General features: G+C 68.1%; 22 protein-coding genes and 2 pseudogenes. 11 read left to right on the forward strand and 13 right to left on the reverse strand.

Annotated elements, in window-relative coordinates; genetic code table 11:
- Positions 1-170 precede the first annotated feature (170 nt).
- Together HGBR_RS05865 and HGBR_RS05870 are read right to left on the reverse strand one after the other, a co-directional pair.
- Complete coding sequence (locus tag HGBR_RS05865; RefSeq protein WP_026077377.1) at positions 171-890, reverse strand: VIT1/CCC1 transporter family protein; 720 nt, start codon at positions 888-890, stop codon at positions 171-173.
- Between the two features lie 82 nt (positions 891-972).
- A complete protein-coding gene (locus HGBR_RS05870; protein WP_019158402.1) occupies positions 973-2,205 on the reverse strand; it encodes a cytochrome P450 in 1,233 nt (410 codons plus the stop codon).
- A 475-nt stretch (positions 2,206-2,680) separates the two neighbouring features.
- Here HGBR_RS05870 and HGBR_RS05875 point away from each other — a divergent pair, with 475 nt between their 5' ends.
- From HGBR_RS05875 to HGBR_RS19405, 6 genes and pseudogenes are all read left to right on the forward strand, one after another.
- Positions 2,681-3,955 carry an IS256 family transposase gene (locus HGBR_RS05875; RefSeq protein WP_019158403.1) on the forward strand — a complete coding sequence of 425 codons (1,275 nt, stop codon included), beginning with the start codon at positions 2,681-2,683 and terminating at the stop codon, positions 3,953-3,955.
- Positions 3,956-4,335: 380 nt separating this feature from the next.
- Positions 4,336-5,109 (forward strand): ZIP family metal transporter, encoded by a 774-nt coding sequence (locus tag HGBR_RS05880; protein ID WP_019158404.1) that lies wholly within the window; start codon positions 4,336-4,338, stop codon positions 5,107-5,109.
- A 61-nt stretch (positions 5,110-5,170) separates the two neighbouring features.
- Positions 5,171-5,767, forward strand: coding sequence for a class I SAM-dependent methyltransferase (locus tag HGBR_RS05885; RefSeq protein WP_019158405.1), 597 nt, complete (start codon positions 5,171-5,173; stop codon positions 5,765-5,767).
- Positions 5,768-5,833: 66 nt separating this feature from the next.
- Complete coding sequence (locus tag HGBR_RS05890) at positions 5,834-6,094, forward strand: hypothetical protein (RefSeq protein ID WP_019158406.1); 261 nt, start codon at positions 5,834-5,836, stop codon at positions 6,092-6,094.
- A 120-nt stretch (positions 6,095-6,214) separates the two neighbouring features.
- Positions 6,215-6,544, forward strand: a complete 330-nt coding sequence (locus HGBR_RS05895) for a hypothetical protein (RefSeq protein WP_019158407.1) — start codon at positions 6,215-6,217, stop codon at positions 6,542-6,544.
- A gap of 123 nt (positions 6,545-6,667) precedes the next feature.
- A pseudogene (locus tag HGBR_RS19405) lies at positions 6,668-6,976 on the forward strand (transposase); the annotation flags it as partial.
- A 151-nt stretch (positions 6,977-7,127) separates the two neighbouring features.
- Here the strand turns inward: HGBR_RS19405 and HGBR_RS05905 are convergent.
- Entirely contained in the window at positions 7,128-8,069 is a 942-nt protein-coding gene (locus tag HGBR_RS05905; RefSeq protein ID WP_019158409.1) for a GlxA family transcriptional regulator, read from the reverse strand.
- A 107-nt stretch (positions 8,070-8,176) separates the two neighbouring features.
- On the opposite strand from HGBR_RS05905, the gene HGBR_RS05910 reads away from it, so the two are divergent.
- Positions 8,177-8,488, forward strand: coding sequence for a putative quinol monooxygenase (locus tag HGBR_RS05910; protein WP_019158410.1), 312 nt, complete (start codon positions 8,177-8,179; stop codon positions 8,486-8,488).
- A 631-nt stretch (positions 8,489-9,119) separates the two neighbouring features.
- A pseudogene (locus HGBR_RS16635) lies at positions 9,120-10,439 on the forward strand (ISL3-like element ISPfr2 family transposase); the annotation flags it as partial.
- Between the two features lie 130 nt (positions 10,440-10,569).
- On the opposite strand, the gene HGBR_RS16640 reads toward HGBR_RS16635, so the two are convergent.
- The 4 genes from HGBR_RS16640 to HGBR_RS05935 form a co-directional block, all read right to left on the reverse strand.
- Entirely contained in the window at positions 10,570-11,259 is a 690-nt protein-coding gene (locus HGBR_RS16640; RefSeq protein WP_019158412.1) for a GntR family transcriptional regulator, read from the reverse strand.
- 169 nt (positions 11,260-11,428) lie between these two features.
- A complete protein-coding gene (locus HGBR_RS05925) occupies positions 11,429-12,850 on the reverse strand; it encodes an aldehyde dehydrogenase family protein (RefSeq protein WP_019158413.1) in 1,422 nt (473 codons plus the stop codon).
- The gene (locus HGBR_RS16645) at positions 12,847-13,311 is read right to left on the reverse strand and encodes an FmdB family zinc ribbon protein (protein ID WP_019158414.1); all 465 of its coding nucleotides are present in this window, start codon (positions 13,309-13,311) and stop codon (positions 12,847-12,849) included. Before HGBR_RS16645 ends, HGBR_RS05925 begins: the two co-directional genes overlap by 4 nt.
- The gene (locus HGBR_RS05935) at positions 13,308-14,132 is read right to left on the reverse strand and encodes an N-acyl homoserine lactonase family protein (RefSeq protein WP_040364746.1); all 825 of its coding nucleotides are present in this window, start codon (positions 14,130-14,132) and stop codon (positions 13,308-13,310) included. Before HGBR_RS05935 ends, HGBR_RS16645 begins: the two co-directional genes overlap by 4 nt.
- 306 nt (positions 14,133-14,438) lie before the next feature.
- Here HGBR_RS05935 and HGBR_RS05940 point away from each other — a divergent pair, with 306 nt between their 5' ends.
- Positions 14,439-15,527, forward strand: coding sequence for a zinc-binding dehydrogenase (locus HGBR_RS05940; RefSeq protein WP_019158416.1), 1,089 nt, complete (start codon positions 14,439-14,441; stop codon positions 15,525-15,527).
- A 34-nt stretch (positions 15,528-15,561) separates the two neighbouring features.
- The gene (locus HGBR_RS05945) at positions 15,562-16,674 is read left to right on the forward strand and encodes an alcohol dehydrogenase catalytic domain-containing protein (protein WP_019158417.1); all 1,113 of its coding nucleotides are present in this window, start codon (positions 15,562-15,564) and stop codon (positions 16,672-16,674) included.
- Positions 16,675-16,899: 225 nt separating this feature from the next.
- Here the strand turns inward: HGBR_RS05945 and HGBR_RS05950 are convergent, their stop codons facing one another.
- From HGBR_RS05950 to HGBR_RS05965, 3 genes are all read right to left on the reverse strand, one after another.
- Positions 16,900-18,174, reverse strand: coding sequence for a type 2 periplasmic-binding domain-containing protein (locus HGBR_RS05950; protein ID WP_019158418.1), 1,275 nt, complete (start codon positions 18,172-18,174; stop codon positions 16,900-16,902).
- 274 nt (positions 18,175-18,448) lie between these two features.
- Positions 18,449-19,084 (reverse strand): Panacea domain-containing protein, encoded by a 636-nt coding sequence (locus tag HGBR_RS16650; RefSeq protein ID WP_019158420.1) that lies wholly within the window; start codon positions 19,082-19,084, stop codon positions 18,449-18,451.
- Between the two features lie 151 nt (positions 19,085-19,235).
- Positions 19,236-20,690 carry an MFS transporter gene (locus HGBR_RS05965; protein WP_019158421.1) on the reverse strand — a complete coding sequence of 485 codons (1,455 nt, stop codon included), beginning with the start codon at positions 20,688-20,690 and terminating at the stop codon, positions 19,236-19,238.
- Positions 20,691-20,809: 119 nt separating this feature from the next.
- On the opposite strand from HGBR_RS05965, the gene HGBR_RS05970 reads away from it, so the two are divergent.
- Positions 20,810-21,280 (forward strand): MarR family winged helix-turn-helix transcriptional regulator, encoded by a 471-nt coding sequence (locus HGBR_RS05970; protein WP_019158422.1) that lies wholly within the window; start codon positions 20,810-20,812, stop codon positions 21,278-21,280.
- A gap of 111 nt (positions 21,281-21,391) precedes the next feature.
- Here the strand turns inward: HGBR_RS05970 and HGBR_RS05975 are convergent, their stop codons facing one another.
- Genes HGBR_RS05975 through HGBR_RS19825 form a run of 3 tightly spaced genes read right to left on the reverse strand, consistent with a single transcriptional unit; the run spans position 21,392 to position 23,657 of the window.
- The gene (locus HGBR_RS05975) at positions 21,392-21,964 is read right to left on the reverse strand and encodes a hypothetical protein (RefSeq protein WP_019158423.1); all 573 of its coding nucleotides are present in this window, start codon (positions 21,962-21,964) and stop codon (positions 21,392-21,394) included.
- Positions 21,961-23,499 (reverse strand): sodium/proline symporter, encoded by a 1,539-nt coding sequence (locus HGBR_RS05980; RefSeq protein ID WP_019158424.1) that lies wholly within the window; start codon positions 23,497-23,499, stop codon positions 21,961-21,963. Before HGBR_RS05980 ends, HGBR_RS05975 begins: the two co-directional genes overlap by 4 nt.
- On the reverse strand, positions 23,496-23,657 hold the full coding sequence (locus HGBR_RS19825; RefSeq protein ID WP_019158425.1) for a hypothetical protein: 162 nt from the start codon (positions 23,655-23,657) through the stop codon (positions 23,496-23,498). The genes HGBR_RS05980 and HGBR_RS19825 overlap by 4 nt, the downstream gene beginning before the upstream one ends.
- Positions 23,658-23,676: the final 19 nt, after the last annotated feature.

A 23,676-nucleotide genomic window follows, 5' to 3' on the forward strand; every position in this document is an offset into this window, starting at 1 on the left:
TGTCACCTATTCGTGCAGCAGTCCCCCCTGTTCGCCCGTCACTCGGCAGGCCCATCCTAACGCTGGCGGCTTGCTCCGAATCTCCGTTGCGGCGGCCAGGCCCTGGTGATGCACGGCAATTTCCAGGACCAGAGACTGGATGCACGGCGAAGGAAGCGACCTGGGGAGTGTCAAACAGCAAGCCCGAATAGGGATCCGACAACGTATGTCAGCGCCAGTCCGAGAGCGCCGCCGATGACCAGGCGCAGGCTCGACCTGAGCGGTGAAGTGCCCGACAGTCTCGCGGAGATGTGACCGGTCAGGGCCAGAACGATGAGAGTCACGACTGTGACCACAACGGCGTCAGTCCCCGAGGGGGCGAAGAAGACCGAGATCATGGGCAGCAGGGCTCCGAGCACGAATGCCACCGCCGACGACAGCGCCGCCGTGATCGGGTTCGTCAAGTCCTCCGCATCGAGGCCGAGCTCAAGTTGCAGGTGAGCGGCCAGGGGGTCGCTGGCACCGATCTCGGTAGCAGCCTTATCAGCGGTGTCCTTGGTGATGCCATATCCCTGGAGGATGCCGGACAGCTCGGCGTGTTCGGCCTGCGGATCATCGGCGAGCTCGGCGCGCTCCTTGTTGATCAAGACCTTCTCGGTGTCCCGCTGGGCGGAGACGGAAACGTATTCACCCAACGCCATCGAGACCGCACCGGCAACGGTCGAGGCCAACCCGGCGACGAAGACCGCAGTGTCACCGGCGCCGCTGGCGATCACTCCCAGCAGCAAGGCGGCAACGGAGACGATGCCATCGTTGGCGCCGAGCACTCCGGCGCGTAGTGCGTTGAGTTTGGCGTGGTGGCTTGGTGCGTGCGGTTCACCGCTGTGTCTGGACTCAGGCGGGACAGTCATTCGACGATCCTCCTCCCAATGTCGGTCAGCTTCCAACCCCACGTCCTCATCCTGGTCATGATGGCGATGGTCGGTTGTGTCGTCACCGCAGGCGCAGCGGGGCTGCTGCGAAGCCCCCGACGGGTGGCAGAGCGCGCTGTCGCGGCCTGCCTGGATCTGGTTCGATCGCGGCCGTCGTCTCAAGGACGGCCCGGGTCAGTGCCCGCAGCTCGAGGGTCGCAAGTAGACGTCCGGGACAGACGTGTTTCCCGATACCGTACACGAGGTTGTAGGGCGCATTACCAAGGGGGTCGAACGCGTTCGGGTCACCGAACATCTGCGGATCCCGGTTGGCGGATGTCCAGTTGAGGAAGACTCGTTCGCCGGCGGCGAGCTCACGGCCGCCGACTGTGACGGGCTCGGTGGTGATGCGTCGGTTCGCCACGAAGGGATCATCGATCCGTAGGATCTCGTCGAGGATCGCGTTGAACTCCCGGTCGGACACTCCGGAGCGCAGCCGGGCTTGCACGTGCGGGTGGTCGGCGAGGTAGGTCAGAATCACGCCCGTGCAGAGGGCGATCGACCCCAGGTCGCCACCCGTCCAGTTGCGTAGGATCGAGACGATCTCTTCGTCGGTCAGCTCGCGGCCGTTGACGCGGTCGCGGAGGAGCTCGGTGGTGACATCGTCGGGTGCGGCGTCACCGGCCTCGCGGCGAGCGTTGATGAGGGACCGGATGATGGCATCGAAGCGCTGGGCGACTTCCGCGGTGCGCGCCCCATCTCGTGAGCGAGTGGCTGCATGGTTGTCCGCCATCCACTGCAGGAGCTCGTCCTCGAGGTCGGTGGGCCATCCGAGCCAGGCGCTTTGCGCGCGCACCGCAAAGCGAGCGCCGACCTCGACTGCGTCGATGGGCCCGGGAACGTCGAATTGCGAGACGAGTTCGGCCGCGACTCGCTGCACCGCGGGCTCGAGAGCTGTCATCCGTTTCCGAGTGAAGTAGCGGTCCACGAGAGCTCGGAACTCCGTGTGCGTGGCCTCGTCGAAGCCGTTGGGCACCTGGAGGTGGCGGGACACGGCGTTGGAGAAGGCTTGATGATCCAGGGCGGCAGCAGTGACATCAGCATGCGAAAACAGCGTCCAGGCACCGCTCGCCCCGCGCGCGACGGGACATCGCGATCGCATCTCGTCGTAGGCGGAAACGGGATCGCGACGAACCCGCGGACCCCGCGGATTCCAATCGGGGAGAGGATCCTTGATCGCCTTCGGTGGCGCCACGGCGCCGGGACTCAGGCGGGTGCCGGGGGTGACCTCGCCGGTCGGCATGTGATTGGTCATGCATCCATCCTGCCCCCGGAGCCGGAAACTTCGGGAGCGGGGCTGCGCGTACCCCGGCGGGTGTTGGCGGGCTGTCCTATCGCATTCGGTAGATGCGAAGATCCCGCCTTTCCGAGCAGATTCTTCGTCCTCACGCATCAACGTGGTCGGCCTTATTGTGTCGCTGACCAGGATCGCTGCCTCACGGGTTCGAACCACATCAGGTTCGAGCGACATCATCCCGATCAGTACCGGCGCCAATTCAGACGGTTAGCCAGTCCTCATAGCGCTCGTCGACCTCCACCAGGCAGGTGAGTACAGCACGCCGGGACAGGGGAACTTGTTACCCGGACCTATCCAGGCGACGCCTTGGGGTGAGTCCCATAGTGTGGTGGCATTCCCACCAGGCACTTCATCCGCTCGGCTGAAATGGTGAAGGGCCATCGTGGGAACCCAGAAGTAGTTCCGGCAAGAACACACAGAAGGTGCTCCCACGATGACCCAACCCAATTCTGCCGTCTCGACCCTGATCGGCAAAGTCCTCGCCGATCCCGACCTCGCCCACTCCGACGTGTTCCGCCAGATGCTCCAAGCCGGCCTCCAAGACCTCATCGAAGCCGAAACGACCGCGACCATCGGCGCGTCTCGCTACGAACGCTCCCAAGAGCGCACAACACGACGTAACGGCACCAGGAAGAAGACCCTGGCCACCACCGCCGGGGAAGTCGATCTCGCGATCCCGAAGCTGCGCAAGGGCTCGTTCTTCCCCTCCCTGCTCAACCCCCGTCGCCGCGTCGACAAGGCTCTCTACGCGGTGATCTGCCAAGCCTGGATCGAAGGCGTCTCAACACGGAAAGTCGATGACCTCGTACGCGCTCTGGGCAACGAATCCGGCATCTCCCGCTCCACCGTCTCCAGGATCTGCGCGGACATCGATGACGGTGTCTCAGAGTTCTTGGACCGCCGACTGGACCACACCTGGTTCCCCTACGTATACGTCGATGCGACCTACGTCGACGTCCGCCACCGCGGACGCGTCGTGTCCCAAGCCGTCATCGTCGCCACCGGTGTGTCCATCGAAGGTCGCAGAGAGATCCTCGGCATGAGCATCGGCGATGCGGAAACGATCGATTTCTGGACCCAGTTCCTGCGCGGCCTACGCGAACGCGGCCTGAAAGTCGCGTCCTTGGACGACCCGGAAGGCGTCTCCCTGGTGATCTCGGATGCCCATTCCGGGATCAAGGCCGCGGTGACCGCGATCCTGCCCGGCGCCGGCTGGCAGCGCTGCCGGGTCCACTTCGCCCGCAACGTCACTCAGAAGCTCGGCTCGGCCCACTCGAAGCCGGTCAACGCGATGATCTCGACCGTGTTCGCACAGACCAGCACCGAAGGGGTGATCGCCCAGTACAAGCAAGTCGCCTCAGGTCTGCGCTCTTCGTACCCCGATATCGCGGACATGCTCGACGCGGCAGAAGCGGACCTGACCGCGTTCGCGATCATGCCGCGAGAGCACTGGCAGAAGATCTGGTCGAACAACCCCATCGAGCGACTCAACCGCGAGATCAAACGCCGAGCAGATGTCGTCCAGATCTTCCCGAACCGGGAGTCCGTCACCCGGCTGATCGGGGCCGTCCTCCAGGAACAGCACGAGGAATGGCAGTACGGCGAACGTCGCTACCTCTCAGAGATCTCGATGCGCAGGCTCCTGCACATCCTCCACGACGACAACCACCCCGAGCCAGCACCGGCGGTGATGCACCTGACCGCCTGAACCACACCCTCCCAGCCCGTCCTCACACTCACTGCTCTACCGAAAGGGAACTACTGAAAAGACACCACCAAATGGGACTTGACCACGCCTTGATCGGTCGGATGTGCAGTCGATTCCTGAAAATGACACCGTCACCGAACGCCTCGGCCTTGGACCCAGCCGATGTCGGCATCGCGGGCGGTGCCGCAGCAGCGGCCCCGAAGCGTCTGACACGCAGCGCCTTTGCTCGCCTCTGCTCTGATGCATGGGCGGTGGCACCTCTGCGGACTCTTGATCCAGATCAATTACAACGTTTCCGATACGGCATAAGTTCAGGGGTGGAAGGGCCGAGGCAACCCGGCTCACTCAAACGTCTGCAACATTGTGAAAGGGAAACAACAATGGAATTGCTCGGGCAAGCGCTCGGACTCGGCACCATCGGATTGGTGGCGGGTCTTGTGGGCGCGGTGATCGCGGCTCTCGCGACGCGTAGCCAGACCTCCACACTCACCAGCTACGTCCAGCACTTCGCCGCCGGCCTGATCATCGCTGCGGCCACACTCGACCTGCTTCCGGAGGCGCTCCACCTCGGTGCAGGCTGGCCACTGATCATCGGCTTTGTGCTGGGTACGGCATTCATGCTGGCGCTGCGCGCGCTCCTCAACCGATTCGGCCACAGTCACGCTCATGGCGAGGAGCACGACCACGGTCACGGTGGCGTGCAGACCAAGGGGGCCACCGGCGTGAACCTGCGCTTGGCCATCGCTCTTGCGGTCGTCGTCCTCATCGACGGTGCCATCATCGGTGTGGCACTGTCGGCCGGCGGTGCCGCGGCCCTCCTCATCGCGATCGCGCTGTCGATCGAGCTCCTCTTCGTCGCCGCGTCCACGGCCGGATCCACGCGAGCCGGGGGCGGTTCGGTCGGCACCGCGATCGGAGTGGGGGCCTTCGTGGCGGTCATGATGCCAATCGGCGCCGTACTCGGTGCCCTCCTCTTCGCCGGAGTCTCCGCCCCGCTGCTGATCGCCGGCCTGGCCTTCGGTGCCGCCGCCCTGTTGTTCACCGCAGTCGCCGAGTTGCTCGTGGAGGCCTACGAGATCAAGGAAAGCACGGGCACTATCGCCATGGCAGCCGCCGGCTTCCTGATGTTCCTCATCCTCATGATGCTCATGTGATCGGGGTTGCTGCGACTGTTGCGCTCACACCGCTGGACCCGCTCACTTCACGGAGGCACGGATGGATGAGGTCACCCAGGCGTACCGCACCAAGGCGGCCGGACTGGCCGGCATGCTCGGCACCGTGGTCTCCCCCCGAGACCCCGGCCGCAGCGTGGTCGAGCCCTGGGCTGAGACAGTCTCCGGCCGGATCCTCGACGTCGGCGCAGGCACCGGACGCTGGACCGGTCACCTCGCTGCCCTCGGGTACGACGTCGAAGGACTCGAACCGGTCGACCAGTTCGTCGAACTCGCCCGCCGCGCACATCCCGCCGTGCCGTTCCGGCACGGCTCACTCGCCGACCTCGTCGGGTCCGCCGAGCGCTGGTCCGGGATCCTGGCGTGGTACTCCCTCATCCACCTCGATCCCGACCAGCTCCCGCCAGCACTGGCGACCCTGCGCAGTGTTCTGGACGACGACGGCTCACTCCTCCTCTCGTTCTTCTCAGGCCCACGGTTCGAGGCGTTCCAGCACCCAGCCACGACGGCCTACCGATGGCCGATAACGGCCATGGCACGAGCGCTGGAGAGTGCCGGGTATGAGGTCACCGACCAGCAGCAGCACCCGCGGCATCCTCACGCAGCGATCACCGCCAGGACCCGGCCCAGCTCGTCTTGACCTCCATCAAGGGACAACCATCCCCAGACCCCATAGTTTGGTTTCACCATCGGAAAGGAATGATCAGTGACTGACCAGAACCTCGCGCGAGCAGCCGAACTCGCCTCCCTCATCGAACGCGTACACGGAGCAAACCACCCGGAACTCACCCGCGCACGGGAGATCACCCTCGCTCTCCAGCAGTCGGGCAACGAGACCCGCACCGTTGAACTGTTCAACGAGTTGCGGACCCTGACCCATAACTATGCACTTCCCGATGACGCCTGCGAGGCCTTCGCGGCGACCTACCAAGCGCTGGAGCGCGCTGACAGGCAACGCGCTTCCTGAGCTGAGACGACCAGGGCTTGGCGCCTGAGACGCGTACGGTGCCGCCCCTGGGGACAGAACCATCCGAATACCTGCCCACGCCAACAAAGGGCGCCACCAAACCGCGAGAAAAGGACACTCATGACCGACATCACCTTCGCCAGCCTCCACGAGAAACTGAACTTTCTACTCGCCGACCACGGCGTGCAGGACTTCGACGAGTCGGAGCTCGACCTGGAATCCGTATCTTCCCTCCACGCAAAAGCCAACGCCCTGTGCTCCGCCCATGGCGGCAACCCCTCACGCATGCCCAACGAGACGCTCGCCCAACTCCATCCCAAACTCGACTTCCTGCTCAAGGGCCACCGTGTCGACTTCGACGCCCCCGACCTCGAACTCGAGACACTCGCCGCCGTCGATGCCAAGGTAAGCGCGATCATCGATGCACACGAGGATGGGCCTAACCGTTAATTTGTGGGCCTACTTGTCAAGAGGCAAACCCGGATTTCCCCCTACGTCGATCAGTCTGGATCCCTCGGCAGCTAACGCCATCAAGCGATCACAGAAGACCGCCATCTAGCGAGCAAATCCACAGCGCGGGCGGACATCCTGGCCTTCACCACGTTCCCGAAGGATGTCTGGGCCCAGATCTGGTCGAACAACCCTGCCGAGAGGCTCAACCGTGAGATCCGTCGCCGGACCGACGCCGTGGGGATCTTCCCTAATCGGTCGGCGATCGTGCGGCTGGTCGGGGCGGTGCTGGCTGAGCAGACCGATGAATGGGCCGAAGGGCGCCGCTACCTCGGGCTCGAGGTCCTGGCCCGTTGCCGACTCACGGCCGTCGAGAACACCGGAGACGAGGTGAGCACCGACACCGACATCCCACTCGAACTCAGCGCCTGAGACCCCTAACGAAGGATCCAACCGCTACACCACTCCAAGGGACTTGACCGTCGAGTGGGTCGTCCGGGGGTGACGCAGGAGCGTCGACGCGACGTGCTGAGAGGTAGTTCCAGTCGAGCATTGGCACACCGGCTGCAGGAATGGCGATAGGTCAGGAACGGCGTCGCTCCCTACGCAGGAGGGAACGCAGAGTCTCGGCGTTCGCGTAGCCGACCCGTAGCGCGATCTCGGCGGAGGTGAGGTCCGTGGTTGCTGAGAGGTGCCGAGCTCGTTCGATGCGAAGCCGTTGGACGAAGCCGAGCGGAGTGAGGTTGAGCGCCGCACGGACTCGTCGCTCGAGGGTGCGCCGGCTGGTGCCGAGCGACTGCGCGACGAAGGCGACGTTGAACGGTTCGTCCAGGCGGGCGCGCACGAAGCGTTCGAACTCGACGACGATCGGGTCCTCGTGCCGGAGATGTTCGTAAGCGACGAAGGCCGCCTGCGACGGGCGCTCGTCGATGATGAGGAGCTTGGCGACATGTTGGGCCAGGTCGGGGCTGATCGATCGCACGAGTGAGAGCGCGAGGTCGATGTGAGCGAACGCGGCGCCGGCGGTGACGAGGTTCCCGTCGACCACGACCATGGTGTCGAGATCGAGGGCGACGGTCGGATAGCGCTTCAGGAACTCCGGGCCCAGGAACCAGCTGGTCGTCGCCCGCCGATGATGCATCCGTCCGGTCTCGGCGACAGCGAACACGCCGGTGCACGCCGCGGCGATCCGGGTGGTCGCCTCGTCGAGGCGCCCGAGCGAGGCGATGACCGAACGAGCATCTCGGCTCTGGAGGGCGTCGTTGGTAGCGGCGGCCGTAAGGGTTCCAAGCGCAGGGACGACGACCACGTCGAACTCTGCGGACTCCGACAGCGGGTGGTCCACCGACAGGGTCATCGATGCCGTCGTGGTCACTCGCCGTTTCGGTCCGAGGATGGCGAGTTCGATCGGGTCGATCCGCGGGTCGACATCGCCGCGGGCTCCGTCGGCCACCCGCACGATGTCGATGATCGACGCGATAGCCGAACCGAAGCAGCCGTCTGTCGCGATCAGTCCGATACGCATGACGTAAACAATAGCAATACTGCCGTATACGCCACTCCCCACCGGCCCTCGCTCGTCATACGCTGAACTCGTCCCACGAAGAACCCCGACTTCAAGGAGAGTCCCTCATGTCCACACCCGCATCACTTCCGTATGCCTTCGTCGCCAAGATCGTCGCGGCCGATGGACAGCACGACGCGCTCGCCGATCTGCTCGCCGGCGCTGTCGCACTCGCCAACGAAGAAGTAGGAACGATTGTCTGGTTCGCGGTCAGGACCCACGCCGACACCTTCTGGATCTTCGATGCATTCCCCGACGAGGCCGCTCGCGACGCCCACGCCAACGGCGCCATCGTCGCAGCCCTGATGGCCAACCAGCAGCTCCTCGGCGCAGCACCCGAGATCCTGGCGGCCGACGTCCTCGCGTCCAAGCTCCCGTAGTCCGCCAACGCACGAGACGATCGCGCCCCGCCGAGCCGTCGCCAGGTCGCGACGCAACGCCATGCTGCGTTGCCGAGCGGCGCGAGGCCTATCGGCGCACGGACAGGATGCCGGCCGCGAGCGCTCAGCCGGCGAGGGGTCCGTCGCAGAGGAGGGCGACGTAGGTGTCGGGCAGAGCCGTGAGGCCAGCGCTTGCGCGACCACCAGAACCGAACCGCCCCTGCCCTGCGTTTCCGCAGGTCAGGGGCGGTTCGCCGGAGGCGCCTGTCGGAATCGAACCGAGGGCCTAATCACGTCGGCTTTGCGTCTATCGCTTGATGCGCCCACTGGGCGAACGAGACGCTGACCTGCGCGAACGCCGAGCGTGGGGGACGCCGCCATCCGGTGGTGACCGACGACGACCGACCAGTACCGACCGTTTCACCGGAGCTTGCGGCGGCGTCGAAGCCGAGCAAGCTCCATTCTTTTAGCTCACCGCGCCCTCCTCCTCGCCGGCCCCGTCGTCGGCGAAGACGTTTCAGGGGTCTTCTCAGATGAGGGTGTAGGTCGGCCGGGCGCGTCGGTCCGCAGATAGACGTCGAGGTCTCCCGACGACGGAGGTTCCTACGCCATCCATCCGAAAGACCTCGACGTGTCCGACGCTACCCCGCCGGCCGGCTTCGGCCGCCCTGACCTGACCGCCTTCGCTCGACTCGACGGCCTCGGTCTGAGCGTGACCGGACAACGACTTGAACCGGATCGTGCGGTCCTCGCGTGCCGCGTGGTGGAACCAGATCAGTGGTGCCGACGGTGCGGCAGCGAAGGCGCTGCTCGTGACACCGTGATCCGGCGGTTGGCCCACGAGCCGCTGGGCTGGCGACCGACCGTGCTGGAAGTTGTAGTGCGCCGCTACCGCTGTGCCGACTGCGGACACGTGTGGCGCCAAGACACCAGCGCCGCGGCGGAGCCACGCGCGAAGCTCTCGCGCACCGGGCTGCGGTGGGCGCTGGAAGGGATCGTGGTCGCACACCTCACCGTCGCACGTGTCGCCGAGGGACTCGGGGTCGCGTGGGACACCGCCAACAACGCGGTCCTGGCTGAAGGCGAGCGGCTGCTGATCAACGACCCCACGCGGTTCGAGGGCGTGAAGGTCATTGGCGTCGATGAGCACGTCTGGCGCCACACCAGGCGTGGCGACAAGTACGTCACCGTGATCATCGACCTCACCCCGGTCCGCGATGGCGCCGGCCCAGCAAGGCTGCTGGACATGGTCGAGGGCCGGTCGAAGGCGGCGTTCAAGACCTGGCTCGCCGACCGCGACGACGCCTTCCGTGACGCGGTCGAGGTGGTCGCGATGGACGGCTTCACCGGGTTCAAGACCGCCGCTGCCGAGGAGATCCCGGACGCGGTCACGGTGATGGATCCCTTCCACGTCGTGCGCCTGGCCGGTGACGCCCTCGACAGGTGCCGGCGCCGGGTCCAACTCGCGATCCACGGGCACCGTGGGTTCAGGGACGACCCGCTCTACAAGTCGCGGCGCACGCTGCACACCGGCGCGGACCTGCTCACCGACAAGCAGAGCGACAGGCTACGCGAGCTGTTCGTTGATGACGCTCACGTCAAGGTCGAGGCGACCTGGGGTGTCTACCAGCGCATGATCGCCGCCTATCGCCAGGAGGGCCGGCAACGTGGCCGCGAGCTCATGGAGAAGCTGATCACCGACCTCAGCGCTGGCGTCCCCAAGGTGCTCACCGAGCTCACCACCCTGGGCCGGACCCTGAAGAAGCGAGCCGCTGACGTGCTCGCCTACTTCGAACGACCCGGCACCAGCAACGGGCCGACCGAGGCGCTCAACGGACGGCTCGAACACCTGCGCGGCTCCGCACTCGGGTTCCGCAACCTGACCAAGTACATCGCCCGAAGTCTGCTCGAGACCGGCGGCTTCAGACCTCAACTCCTACACCCCCGATTGGGACGAGCCCGATTGGCTCGAGCCGTGGGCGTGCACAGGCATGTTTCGGCCAGTTGCCCTTGTTTCGGCGAGAGAAAGGGGCGGCCAACCGCCCGTCCGTCGCGGCGGAGCGACGGTCAGTCCGCCACCCTCACGCGCTCGCCCGACCCGCGCGGGTGATGTCGTAGCTCTCCGCCAGCGCCTCGCCGGCTCTGTGATGGATCGACTCGGTGATCGCACGGGCGGAGTCCGCGTCGCGGACCTCCAGCGCGTCGATCATCGCCTCCTGCCCGCCCACGGTGATGTCCGGCCATCCCGGCACATCGGAGTACAGGGAGCGCGGCACGTAGCGGATGCACAGTCCCGCGACCCAGCGCAGCTTGGGGGCGTCGGTGGAGTGGTTGATGATCGAGTAGAACTCGCGGTTCTTCTCATCGAGCCCGTGCACCGCGCGGCGGTGCACGAGGGCCAGTGATTCGTGGTGGATCGCGTGCAGCTCGGCGAGCATGGCATCGTCCACGTGTGCGACCGCCCGCGCGGACAGCTCCCCGCTCACGAACGCGAGCGTGAGGAACACGTCGCGGATGTCCGAGGCCTTCAGCTGCCCTACCGCGAATCCCACCCCGGGCGTGCGGACGACGAGTCCCTCCGTCACCAGGCGCTGCATCGCCTCGCGGACCGGGGTCAGCGACATCTCGTACTGGGCCGCCACCTGATGGACGCGCAGGGGGCTGCCCGGAGGGAGGTGCCCGGAAACGATGTTCTCACCGATGTCGGATGCGACGATCGAGGCCGCAGTGCCGTAGCGCCTGCCGTTCTCCGCCGTCCCGGCACTGTTCATCGGTCCATCGTCTCCCTTGCTCATCACGCTCACGTTCACCCTCGTCGTCGCAGTCCGCCCCGCAGAGCGCGGGGCGGCCGACGTCCCCGCCGACCGCCCCGCCCGGACTATTCGCCCGCAGCCCCGCACGGGCGATCCGCCCGCATCCCGCCCCGCACGCAGCCCGCACTCACAGACTCACGAGCACCGTCTTCGTCGCGGTGTACGCGTCCAGGGACTCGTACCCCTTCTCCCGGCCGTATCCGGACTTGCCGAAGCCGCCGAACGGGTACTCGACCCCGCCGCCCGCCCCGTACGCGTTCGCGTATACCTGACCCGCACTGATGCGTGCGGCCAGCCGGTGCACGCGCGAGGAGTCCCGCGTCCACACCGCCGCCATGAGAGCGTAGTCCGTGCCGTTGGCCAGGGCGACCGCCTCGTCCTCCGTCTCGAAGGTCCGCGACACGAGCACCGGTCCGAACACCTCCTCGCGGAAGATCTCCGCGTCCGCCTCGACCCCCGCGATGAGGGTGGGAGAGAAGTACGCGCCCTGCCCCAGGTCGCCGCCGGACGGCGCAGAGCCGCCGGTCACGACCGTTCCCGAGGCCCGCTCCACCATCCCGGAGACGCGATCCTGCTGCTTCCGGGAGATGAGCGGCCCCAGGTCGGGATCCGTGGACCCGGGTCCCAGCGAGGTCGCCTCGAACGCGGCGCGCAGCCGGTCCAGCAGCTCCTGCTCCACGGAGCTGTGCACCAGCAGCCGCGAGCCCGCAGAGCAGGTCTGCCCCGCGTTCTGCAGGATGCCCTTCGTGGCGAACTGCGCCACCCGGTCCAGGTCCGCGTCCGGGAACACGACGTGCGGGGACTTCCCGCCCAGCTCCAGGACGGTGGGCACGACGTTCTGCGCGGCAGCTCCCGCGATCAGACGACCCACCGGGTTCGAGCCCACGAAGCCCATGTGATCGATCCCGGGGTGGGCAGCGAGGGTCGCCCCGGCCTCGGCGCCGATCCCGGGGACCACATTGATGATCCCGGGCGGGAACCCGGCCTCGATCGCGAGCTCGGCCAGGCGGACCGCGGACCGCGGCGTCTCGTCCGCCGGCTTGAGCACCACGGCATTGCCGGTCACGACGGCCGGGGCGACCGCGCGGCCGAACAATTGCAGCGGGTAGTTCCACGCGATGACGCTGCCGCAGACCCCCAGGGGCTCGCGGCGCGTGTACACGTGGAAAGCCGGGTCGACCGGCAGCTGCAGGCCGTAGTACGAGTCGATCGCGCGGCCGTAGAACGTGAAGTACCGGGCGGTCACGGTCGCATCCGCGCGCGCCTGCGAGATCGGCTTGCCGGTGTCCTGGGAGTCCAGGAGCGCCAGCTCGTCGACGTGGTCCAGGATGAGCGCCGCGTATGCCTGCGCGACGTCCGCCCGTTGCTCCGGCTTCGTGCCCGCCCAGTCCGGCTGGGCCGCCCGAGCCGCCGCGACGGCCGCGTCGATGTGGTCCGCGGATCCCCGCAGCACCTCACCGATGACGCGGCCGTCCGCCGGGTCCACGTTCTCGTACGTCTGGTCGCCTCTCACGCGCTCGCCGTCGATGAACGCGGGTGTCTGAGTCATCGCTTCGCAGCACCTCCTGCGGTGGTGGAGGACCCCGTCGCCGAGGCCGTGGCCGGCTTCGCGGCCTCCTTCGCCTTCTCCGCCGTCACGGCCGCCTGGACCGAGGCGCCGATGTCGTCGCCGGCGCGCAGGGGGCGGTCGCGGAAGATGCCCTCGTGCGCGAGGATCGGGCGGCGGTCGCCGCCCAGCTCCGGGTGCCGCTCCTCGAGCCGCTCCCGCTTCTCCATCGACCTGCGCCAGTAGTCGACCGCGTCCCTGTTCCCGTTGCCCATGCCCTTCCAGCTCTTGGGCATGTCCTCGCGGCTGTGCCCGGCGGACGCGAAGCCGCTGGTGCGGACGGTGGTGAGTACCCGCCGGGCACTGCTGCCGCAGTCCGGGCAGTCCGGGGCGGGGGAGGACATGGACGCGACGGCGGCCTCGAACCGGTGATCGCCCTCGCAGCGGTAGTCGTACAGGATCATGAGTAGAACCCGTCCGGGCCGGTGCGGAAGTTCGCCCGCTGGCCCTCGTCGTGGCCGAAGATCATCTCCGCACCCGTCTCCTGCTCGATGCGCTTGAGCTTCTCGACCGATGCGAGCCAGTCGAGGCTGGACCACACGATCGCGGCGCCGACGGGCGGATCGCCGTACGACTCCTCCATGTAGACGGCGTCCGAGGTGAAGATCTTCGTGCCCTCGTTGGGCAGGTCGACGCGCAGCGACATCGTGCCCCACGTGTGGCCCGGTGTCTGGATGACGGAGACGCCGGGCACGATCTCGTCATCGCCGGTGATGCCGCCGATGGTGAGGCCCTTGTAGTCGTCCGGGATGTGCGCGCCCTTGTTGTAGCCGGTGATGTCCTTGACACCGTCCAGCTCCGCCTGGCTCGTGACGATCCGCGTCTTGCCGTTGTCGAACATGCGCGCGTTCGCGGCGTGGTCGAAGTGCAGGTGGGAGAGGACGAGGATGTCGATGTCGTCCGGCGCCAGCCCCATCTGGGACAGGCTCGAATCGAGGTAGCCGGAGTCGCCCTCCGGGTCGTCGAGGACCGGGAAGAACTCGTGGAAGCCGGTGGGCTCCCAGTGCGTCTGCCAGTTCCGGGGGACGCCCGTGTCCCAGAGGATCTTCCCGTCCGGATGGTCGATGTAGACCGCGTGCGTGGGGACCTGGCCCCACGCACGCGGGTCGTTCTTGTGCTCGCGGGTCTTGATGACGGTGTGGGGCGCCAGGAGCAGCCAGGTGCGGTCTGCCTCCATCGTTCCCGTGTCGAGGATGTGGACTTTCATATCAGGTGCGGTGGCCATGGGGATCTTCCTCTGCCTCGTCGTTGAAGGTCGGTCGCTCCGTGCGCGGCGGGTGCGGACGCCTGGGGCGTGCGCCACTCTCCGTACGAGCAAATATATTTCAGATCAGCGAAGAGTCAAGGGGTCGCTCTGTGGGGTGCAGCCTCATTCCGCGGCATGGCCGGGCGAATCGCATGTTCAGGCCTGATGGGTGCAGGTATGCGCATATCCCTTGACGTCCGGAATATATTTGAGTAGCTTCGCAGGTGCCGGCGTCCCGGCCGGCATCACACGGCGCTCGGGCGCCACACGATGAGGTGGGTGTGCATGGTCACTGGACGGAACATTGTGCTGGATGCAGTGGGGTCCACCGCTGCCCGTGAATACGACGTACCGGAGCCGCCTGCGGGCGGCCTCGTGCTGTCGATGATCCGGGCGAACGTGTGCGGTTCGGACGTGCACATCCTGAATGGTGGGCACCCGCTGGTGCAGCCCGGCTGCGTCATGGGCCACGAGGGCGTGGGCCGTGTGCACGCGCTGGGCGAGGGCGTGACGACGGACTTCGCGGGTGAGCCGCTGGCAGTGGGCGACCGCGTCGTCTCCACCTATTTCCAGGCCTGCCGCCGCTGCCCCGAGTGCAACAGCGGGAATCAGAACATCTGCCGCAACGCCTACACCGCGTGGGGTGCGCCGGCGGACCAGGCGCCGCACTTCCACGGGACGTTCGGCACCCACTACGTCGTGGGCCCCAGCTTCGCGGTCTACAAGGTTCCGGACGGCGTCACGAGCAAGGCGGCCTCGAGCGTCAACTGCGCGCTGTCGCAGGTGTACTACGGCTGCCTGCTGGGCGAGGTGTCCTACGGTGACAAGGTGGTCATCATGGGCGCCGGCGGACTGGGCGTGTGCGCGTCCGCGGTCGCCAGCTCGTTCGGCGCGACCGTCTGGGTCGCGGAGATGGCACCGCAGCGCCTGGCGAAGGTGAAGGAGTTCGGCGCCCACCACACGATCGACCTCACGCAGGCTGAGGACGGCGACGGCCGCGTCGCGCTCATCAAGGAGCAGACCGGGGGCGGCGCGGACGTCGTCATCGATCTCACCGGTGTCCCCTCCGTCTTCGCCGAGGGCGCGCGGATGACGCGGGCCGGCGGCATCTTCGTGGAGATCGGCAACATCACCCCCCACAAGTACACGGAGTTCGATCCGGGCCTGTTCACGCGCACGGGAGTCCAGATCCGCGCAGCGATCCGCTATCCGCAGACCGTGCTGGGGCGCGCCATCCGGTTCGTCGCCGACACGCCGCACTTCCCCTGGGAGTCCCTGGTCGACGCGGACTTCACACTGGACCAGGTGGACGAGGCGCTCGCGCAGGCGGCCGCACGCACAGTCACCCGCGCCGGTATTGTCATCGACGACTGACGACGCGCAGTCCACTCATGCAGAGGAGACCATCATGAAGATCACCGGAGCAGTCCTCGATTCCGTGGGCACGGCACAGCGGCCGTACGCGGAGAGCAACCCCCTGCGCATCGTCGACCTCGAGCTGGACGATCCTGGCCCGGATGAGGTCCTCATCCGGATCCGCGCCGCGGGCCTGTGCCACTCCGACCTGTCTGTCGTCGACGGCAACCGGCCGCGACCCATGCCGATGCTCCTGGGCCACGAGGCCTCGGGCGTGGTGGAGAAGGTGGGGGACAACGTCACGGACCTGACGGTGGGCCAGCAGGTCAGCACAGTCTTCCTGCCGCGCTGCGGCGAGTGCGACAACTGCCGGACGAACGGAAAGCTGCCGTGCATCCCGGGCACTGCGGTCAACAACGCGGGCACGCTGGTGGGCGACCACATGCGACTCCACGAGGGAGACACGGATGTCTACCACCACGTGGGCGTCTCCGGGTTCGCGACGCATGCGGTGCTGCATCGCAGCTCGGTCGTGCCGGTGGGCGATGACGTGCCGCCGGCGATCGCCGCGGTCCTGGGCTGCGCGGTCCTGACCGGCGGTGGCGCCGTCATCAACGCGGGCGCACCGGAGGACGGCGACACGATCATGATCGTGGGCCTGGGCGGCGTGGGCATGGCAGCGCTCATCACCGCGATCTCCCTGAAGAAGGGGAAGGTCATCGGTGTCGACGCGAACGAATCGAAGCTCACCCGCGCGACGGAGCTGGGTGCGGACGAGGTCTACACGCCCGCACAGCTGGAGGAGAACGGCGTGAAGGCGCCCATCGTCATCGAGGCGGCGGGCCACCCCAAGGCGTTCGAGACCGCGTACAAGGCGACCGGAGTGGGCGGCAAGACGGTGACGGTCGGACTGCCGTCGCCGCAGGCAGAATCAGTCATCACCCCGCTGACACTCACGGCGGAGGCGCGCACCGTCGTGGGCTCGTACCTGGGTTCCGCCGTGCCGTCGAAGGACATCCCCGTCTACGAGAAGCTGTGGCGCGACGAGGGTCTGCCCGTCGACGAGCTCATCTCCTCCACGATCACCCTCGACCAGATCAACGAGGCGCTCGACAAGCTGGCCGACGGCGAGGCCGTCCGCCAGGTCATCCTGTTCGAGGAGTGAGCGGGCTCCCGGTCGGTTGGGTCGGCCCCTGCTGATCAGGCCCCGGCCGGGACGGCCTTCCCTCCGTCCGACCGGGGCATGTGCCCCAGGCTGACATCTGGCACGGACACGGGGTCGGCGGCGACCGCCCCGCGAGGTCCTTCCGCACTGACACGGCCGCCGAGGCCGGGGCTGGAATCCAGCCCCGGCCTCGGCGGCCGTCGTCGTGGACCGGGTGCGCCCGGGTCACTCCGGGCGGTGGGCCGCTGCACCCTCCTGGTAGACCTGCTCGGCCAGCGGGCGGAAGTCCGTCGCCTCCTGGTCGTACCACTCGTCGAGGTCTGCGAGGTCGCCGTCGTCGGCGTATCCCAGCTCCTCCACGACGGTCGCCCAGTGCTGGGCGCGGTCCTGCAGGCCCGTGCGGACCTCCTCGTCGATGACGCCGTCCGCGATGAGACCGTCGACCAGCTCCTCCTGCGTCTCCAGGACCGTCTCCTTCGCGTCACCGGACATGTCCGCGAACTCGCCGCCGGCCTCGCGGACGTCGGCCACCGCATCTGCACTGGACCCCACGACGGCGGAGATCTGGCCGTGGAGCCAGTCGATGTTCGCCGCGTCGAAGATGATCTGTCGGTAGGGCAGCGGCAGGGTCTCGAACGATGCGCCCGCGACGTGTCCCGCCGTCACAGCGCCCGTGAAGCGGTCCTCTCCCAGCGTCGACACGTGCGGTGCGACCTCCATGAGCCCGGTCGATCCCGCAACCATGCCCTGGATGAACGTGCAGTCGACGGTGCTGCGCTGGAGGGCCTCGAAGACCTCGCCGTACTCCATGGACACCGGCGACGCCCCCAGGTTCTCCGAGATGGGCGTCTGCGCGGAGCCGCCGATCCGGATCTGGCGGCCGCTCCAGTCGTCCGATTCCGAGCCGGGCGCGTTGCAGGCCGCCCAGTAGTTCCCGGACGAGATGAGCGGATTGAGGGGGACGACGCCGTTCTCCTCGTACTCGGCGAGGACCGCGTCGCTGTTCCACGCGGCCTCGCTCATCTGCGCCTGCGTGATCGCCTCGCCCGTCAGGGGCGCGGCGCTCGTGTAGTGGCTGAGCTTGTTGTACGCGTCGACCTGCGGGTACTCGGCGGGGAAGTAGACCGGCACGCTGTAGGCGATGTCGAGGCGACCGTCCGCCAGGGCGTCGTCGACCTCGGGGTAGCTCGCGATCGACTGCCCCCACGCGACCTCGAAGGTGATCTTCCCGCCCGAGCGCTCCTCGACGGCATCCATGAAGGACTGCTCGGCGACGGCGGCGGCTGCGTCCGGAGAGGCCGCATACGGCTGGATCGTGAGAGTGACGGGGTCGAGGTCCGCGATCGCAGCGTCGACCTCGGCCTGGTCGGATCCGAACGCGAATCCGTCCGCATCGCCTCCGTCGCCGCTGCCGGCAACGGAGCCCCCGCATCCGGCGAGCAGGCTGAGGCTCGCGACAGTTGCGGCGGTCGACAGGAGTGCGCGGTGTCGTCGGGTCATCGTTTCTCCTTTGAAACTGACTGAACGTTCAGTAATTCACTGAGTGTGAGGCTCATGAGACCACGAAGCGTGTCGATCCGCCCGGCGCGCCGGATCGTGAGACACGAGGGCAGGACAGCCGCCGAGGCCGGGGCCGGGATCCAGTCCCGGTCCCGGCCCCGGCGGCTGGGGGCGAGCCGGCTGTCAGCGGTGGAGCTGACAGCGCAATCGTCCTACTTCGCGGCCCAGGAGGCGCAGAGGTCCTGACGCCCTGACGCCCTGACGGTCCGCGGCCTCAGGTCTCCAGGAGGTTGGCGCCCGTGTCGAAGCGCTCCGCGAGCTGGGCGCGCAGGCGCTTCGCCTCGGCCTGGCGGGCGGCCTCGGCCCTCTCCTCCTCGCCGGGCTGGGCGGGCCCGTCGGCGTCTCCGGCGGCGACGGCCTCGGCGAGCTCGCGGAAGGTGTCCCGGATCAGCCCGGCCGGGATCTCGGGTCCCGAGGCGAACGCGGGCTTCCCCGTCGTGGCGGCCTCGGCATAGGCGCGGGTCGCCTTCGCGGCGTTGATGAGGCCGCTCGAGTGGACGGTCCCGCGCTGGCCGGGCTTCCCGCCCAGACCCCAGTGGACGACGGCCTCGACGCCCAGCTCCAGCATCTGGTCGTCGGGCAGGCGCAGGCGCTTGGGGTAGGTGTCCGCGAAGGCCGCGTGCGCGGCGGGATCCGTGGGGCCGTGCTGCCAGGCCTCGAAGTGCGCCTCGACGACGGGGCGGTCGTGCCAGGCCTCCAGCCAGCCCGCGGTGAAGTAGAGCAGCATCATCGCGCTCGACTTGTCGAGGCCCGGCTCGCTGAACCGGGCGTGGGCGACGACCTGGGCGGCGGTGAGAGTGGCGGGCTCCGGGGCGGGGGCGTCCGGTTCCGGGGAGTGGGCGGATGTCATGCGCCCATTCTCTCCCTCCGGGGCGACGCGGGCGATGCGGGCGGGGAGCCGCGACCGCGACACGGTTCTACCGATGTACGGGCGAGCTCGCGTGCGTTATACGAGAAGCGCACGAACTGCGATGCGCGGTCTGTGAGGGTGGGGTGCGCGCTCAGGCGGCTGAGCGGCGGAAGGGGATGAACGCCGCCACCGTCAGGGCCACGAGTGCGACGACGAGGCCCAGGAGGAACGCGATGCGGAATCCCGCCTCTGTGAGGAGGACGTCCCCGCCCGCGGTGACCGCGACCGCCGCCAGCACTGCGCCCACGAGGGCGGAGCCCGTCGAGCTGCCGATCTGTCGCATGAGCGTGTTGAAGCTGGTCGCGGACCCGATGTCCGCGGCGGACACGGAGCTCATGATGAGTGCCGGCATCGCACCGTACGCGATGCCGATCCCGCCCTTGATGATCATGTGGCCCAGCATGAGGCCCAGCGCGCTCGCCAGCGCCACCTGCATCGTGCCGTAGCCGCACGCGATGATCGCGATGCCCGTCAGCAGCGCCACCTTGGGACCGCGCGCGTTGATGAGGCGTCCGCCCACCGGCGCCAGGAGCATCTGGATGATCCCGCCGGGCAGCAGCAGGAGTCCGGCGGCCAGGAGGGACACGCCCAGACCCGGTCCGTCGGCGGGCGGCAGCTGCAGGATCTGCGGTGTCGCCACGAGGGTGATGTACATGGCCATGCCCGTGAAGATCGAGGCGAGGTTGGTCAGCAGCGCGACGGGGGAGATCGCCGCGCGGAGGTCGACCAGGGGCTGCGCGGCCCGGAACTCCCACGCGGCCCACGACAGCAGCGCGACGGCGGACAGCCCGAACGCCCCCAGGACCGCCCACGACGTCCAGCCCCACACGGAGCCCTGCGACAGCGCGATGAGGAACGACGACAGCCCGACCGCCAGCAGCAGTGCGCCCACCGCGTCGAACCGCTGACCGGGGGCCGGGCGCGCGCCCGCGGGGACCAGGACTGCGATGAGGATCGCCAGCACGAGGCCCAGGCCCACGAGGATCCAGAAGAGCGCACGCCACGAGAAGAACTGTGCGAAACCGGCGGACAGCGGCAGGGCGATGCCGCCGCCGATCCCCATCGACGCACTGGCCAGCGCGATCGCGGTGGCGCGGCGGTGCGGCGGGACGACCTCCTGCAGCAGCGCGATGGAGACGGGGATCGACCCCAGCGCCACACCCTGCAGCGTCCGACCCAGCAGCATGACCGGCAGGTTCGTGGCGACGGCGGAGATCGCGCAGCCCACCACCAGGGGGACCAGCAGCCCCACGAGGACGGTCTTCTTCCCCAGCATGTCGCCCAGGCGACCAGCGATCGGGGTGCTGACAGCACCGGCCAGGAGGGAGGCCGTCACGGCCCACGTGAACGCCGCGGGAGTGGTGTCCAATTGCGGCGGGAGCACCGTCAGCAGCGGGGCGATGAGCGACTGCATCATCGCGACGAGCGTGCAGACGACAGCCAGCAGCGCGATGGTGCGGGTGGGGGAAAGCTGCGCGGGGGAGGAAGCGAGGGCACCGGCGGGATCGATGCCGGTGGTGGACGAGGTGGCCGCGGCCGCGCGCATGGCACTCCAGTCTTCACGCGATTGTATGGTGCAAAACGCTTGCAGTATACAAGTTTCCGTGCGGGCTCGGAAGGCGAGGGTCGGACGACGACGGGCCGGCCGCCTGCCACAATGGGCGGATGGAGGAGCGCAGGGACCAGGACGAGATGCTGGAGACGCTGGTGCGGGAGCAGATGCTCCTCACTCGCTTCGCCCTCCAGGGAGTGGCCCCCAAGGATCGCGAGGTTCCCCTGGACCGCAGCGCCGTCATCCTCCTGTCGCGCCTGCGGGCGCAGGGCCCCATGACGGTCGCGGAACTGGCCGACGCCTTCGACATGGACGTCTCGACGATCCACCGGCAGACGACGGCGGCGATGAAGTCGGACCTGCTGGAGCGCATCACGGATCCGGACGGGGGCGTCGCGCGCAAACTGCGGCCCACCGACGAGGGGCTCCGCCGCCTCGACGCGGAGCTCGTGGCTCGCAAGGACGGGTTCGACCGGATCCTCGCCGACTGGTCCCCGGACGAGATCGCCGGCTTCGTCCACTCCCTGCGCCGCTACAACCAGGCCGTCGAGGCCCGTCGCGGCAAGAGCTGGCCGCGCGACTGACCGTTTCGCGGGGTCTGGCCGCCGCGCCGCTCCTGTCCCCGGAACGGGCCGTTCCCGAGGCCGTGGTCGCCGCTCGCAACCGGCTCGCCCGCGTCCTTGGGCAGGCTGCCGTCAGGCCCGCAGTGCGTAGTGCCGGCCGGTCAGCCCGTCGAGGATGATCTCGACCGGCTTCCCGTCGCGGGTGGCCGTCAGCCACCAGTTGGGCTTCCCGAAGACCAGCGGCTCGCCCAGCGGGTGCAGCCGTCCGGGCGGACCCAGTCGACGCCCCCGCAACAGGATGCTGCGGACCAGGTCGCGCGCGGCGCGCTCGCCCCGGACATCGTCCAGCACGCGCACCGGATCCGTCAGTGCGGTCTCCGCGCGCACGCCACCTGCCCGCTTCGCCTCCGCGAGGGGCACGAAGGCGATGTGCTCCCACGGCTCGGCCGCGTAGGCGCGACCGCCCACCAGGTCGACGAGGGCGTGCGCGGTCGCGGAACCGGACCGTCGCCGCACCTCGTACGAGGCCGCGAGCATGGGGTGGTGGTACAGCCGGGCCCGCGGGTCCTCGAGGTCCGTCAGCCGCTTCCGCAGCCACGCGAGTGCACGGACCTCGTCGATGAGGGCGGGCCAGGCGACGGCGGGGGCGGCCGAACCCTGGGCCGTCCCCGCCGTCCCCGCCGTCCGCTGCGACGCTGAGGTCACGCGCTGTCCTGGGGACGCTGGGAGGCGAGAGTCGCGTCCTCGCCGATCACCAGGTGCTTGGGGACGGGCGCGACCTTCATGGTCTCCTCGACGGCGGCCAGGACCTCGGGCGGGACCGGGTGCGATCGCTGGGTGGCGAGCGAACCCACGATGATGCCCACCGTCGAGGCGACGATGCCGGCCATCATCGGGTCGATGCCCCACGAGTCCGCGGTGCCCATGATCTGCGCGGCGACGGCGGCGGTGGCGCCCGCGAGCATCGAGATGATCGCACCGGGGGTGTTCGCCTTCTTCCACCAGACGGCGCAGATGTAGGAGGGGACGAAGGCGGAGCCCATCGTCGCGGTCGCGAAGACGACCAGATCGAACACGCCGGGCGGCTGCCACATCGCGAGGATGAGGCCCACGACGGCGAGGACGAAGATGACGATGCGGGAGATGTTGACCGCGGCCTTCTCGCTCAGGTTCTTGATGAGCGCCCCGCCCAGGTCCTGCGAGGCGATCGTGCCGGCTTGCAGGAGGATCGAGTCCGCCGTGGACATGATCGCGGCCATGATCGCCGCCATGACCAGGCCCACCGCGAACGGAGGCAGCACGGTCTGCGCGACCTCGAAGATCGCCAGCTCCGGGTTGTCCAGGTTGGGGACGATGAGCAGCCCGAACAGGCCGATGAGGTAGGCGCCGGGGATGAAGAGGAAGTTGAAGCCGGTCGACCACAGGCCCGCGGTCCGCGCGATCGACGGGCGCTTCATCGACATGTGGCCCACGTTCACGTGCGGGTACCCGATGTAGCCGATCGAGAAGATGAGCAGCGCGCCCAGGATGACGCCCCACTGACCGAAGTACTGGCCGTCGGCGCCCCACATGAGGAGGAGGTTCTCATTGATCTGCGCGACCTTCGCGTGGCCGGCGGTCAGGCCGCCCACGTGCTGGACCGTCGCGATGAGGATCCACAGCATGCCGATCACCATGATGATCGACTGGAGGAAGCCCGTGTAGGCGACGGCCAGGTAGCCGCCCAGGAAGGTGTAGATGAGGATGATCGACACGGCGATGACGAGAGAGGCGTTGAGGCCCATGCCGGTGACGGAGGAGAATCCCTGACCGCCGGCCAGCAGCTGTGCCAGCACGTAGAGGAACAGGCAGCCCAGTGCGATGGGACCGGCGACCAGCTTCGTCCAGACGGAGGGGTAGCGGCGCTCGAGGTAGCCGATCGACGTGATCGAGCCCAGGAGGTAGGACAGTTTGCGCATGCGGCGGCCGATGATCGACAGGTTGAGGACTCCGCCGCCCAGGTCGCCCAGGGCGAACCACATGCCGTAGTAGCCCTGGCTGTAGCCCAGACCGCCGGCGCCCAGGAACATGTAGCCGGACATGGAGGTCGACTGCATGCGCAGCGCGGTGACGGGCGCGCCCAGGCTGCGGCCGCCCAGCAGGTAGCCGGCACGGTCCTGCGAGCTGCGACGGCTCACCGCGATGCCGATCCCGATGACGACGGCGAAGTAGATGAGGATGAAGACGATCTCGATGCTCATGCCCGGTCACTCCCATCCACAGCGGCGGCCGAAGTCTCGCCGGCCGGGGTGTCGTAGTCCGCGTCCTCGACGACCCAGTTGCGGGTCGAGACGTAGAAGACGATCGTGTACACGATCCAGAACAGCATGACCGCACTCATGATGAGGGTCGTGCTCATGGGTAATCCGAACATCCCG

Origin of the sequence: Brevibacterium senegalense (assembly GCF_000285835.1) — a bacterium.
Taxonomy (GTDB): domain Bacteria; phylum Actinomycetota; class Actinomycetes; order Actinomycetales; family Brevibacteriaceae; genus Brevibacterium; species Brevibacterium senegalense.

Excerpts from the sequence above, each read along its gene's own strand:
- HGBR_RS05945 (WP_019158417.1), top strand. The coding sequence starts at position 15,562 with ATGAAGATCACCGGAGCAGTCCTCGATTCCGTGGGCACGGCACAGCGG.
- HGBR_RS05940 (WP_019158416.1), top strand. The coding sequence starts at position 14,439 with ATGGTCACTGGACGGAACATTGTGCTGGATGCAGTGGGGTCCACCGCT.
- HGBR_RS05925 (WP_019158413.1), bottom strand. The coding sequence starts at position 12,850 with ATGACTCAGACACCCGCGTTCATCGACGGCGAGCGCGTGAGAGGCGAC.
- HGBR_RS05905 (WP_019158409.1), bottom strand. The coding sequence starts at position 8,069 with ATGCGTATCGGACTGATCGCGACAGACGGCTGCTTCGGTTCGGCTATC.
- HGBR_RS05895 (WP_019158407.1), top strand. The coding sequence starts at position 6,215 with ATGACCGACATCACCTTCGCCAGCCTCCACGAGAAACTGAACTTTCTA.
- HGBR_RS05885 (WP_019158405.1), top strand. The coding sequence starts at position 5,171 with ATGGATGAGGTCACCCAGGCGTACCGCACCAAGGCGGCCGGACTGGCC.
- HGBR_RS16645 (WP_019158414.1), bottom strand. The coding sequence starts at position 13,311 with ATGATCCTGTACGACTACCGCTGCGAGGGCGATCACCGGTTCGAGGCC.
- HGBR_RS16640 (WP_019158412.1), bottom strand. The coding sequence starts at position 11,259 with ATGAACAGTGCCGGGACGGCGGAGAACGGCAGGCGCTACGGCACTGCG.
- HGBR_RS05865 (WP_026077377.1), bottom strand. The coding sequence starts at position 890 with ATGACTGTCCCGCCTGAGTCCAGACACAGCGGTGAACCGCACGCACCA.
- HGBR_RS05935 (WP_040364746.1), bottom strand. The coding sequence starts at position 14,132 with ATGGCCACCGCACCTGATATGAAAGTCCACATCCTCGACACGGGAACG.
- HGBR_RS19825 (WP_019158425.1), bottom strand. The coding sequence starts at position 23,657 with ATGAGCACGACCCTCATCATGAGTGCGGTCATGCTGTTCTGGATCGTG.
- HGBR_RS05980 (WP_019158424.1), bottom strand. The coding sequence starts at position 23,499 with ATGAGCATCGAGATCGTCTTCATCCTCATCTACTTCGCCGTCGTCATC.
- HGBR_RS05970 (WP_019158422.1), top strand. The coding sequence starts at position 20,810 with ATGGAGGAGCGCAGGGACCAGGACGAGATGCTGGAGACGCTGGTGCGG.
- HGBR_RS05910 (WP_019158410.1), top strand. The coding sequence starts at position 8,177 with ATGTCCACACCCGCATCACTTCCGTATGCCTTCGTCGCCAAGATCGTC.
- HGBR_RS05870 (WP_019158402.1), bottom strand. The coding sequence starts at position 2,205 with ATGACCAATCACATGCCGACCGGCGAGGTCACCCCCGGCACCCGCCTG.
- HGBR_RS05950 (WP_019158418.1), bottom strand. The coding sequence starts at position 18,174 with ATGACCCGACGACACCGCGCACTCCTGTCGACCGCCGCAACTGTCGCG.
- HGBR_RS05965 (WP_019158421.1), bottom strand. The coding sequence starts at position 20,690 with ATGCGCGCGGCCGCGGCCACCTCGTCCACCACCGGCATCGATCCCGCC.
- HGBR_RS05875 (WP_019158403.1), top strand. The coding sequence starts at position 2,681 with ATGACCCAACCCAATTCTGCCGTCTCGACCCTGATCGGCAAAGTCCTC.
- HGBR_RS05880 (WP_019158404.1), top strand. The coding sequence starts at position 4,336 with ATGGAATTGCTCGGGCAAGCGCTCGGACTCGGCACCATCGGATTGGTG.
- HGBR_RS16650 (WP_019158420.1), bottom strand. The coding sequence starts at position 19,084 with ATGACATCCGCCCACTCCCCGGAACCGGACGCCCCCGCCCCGGAGCCC.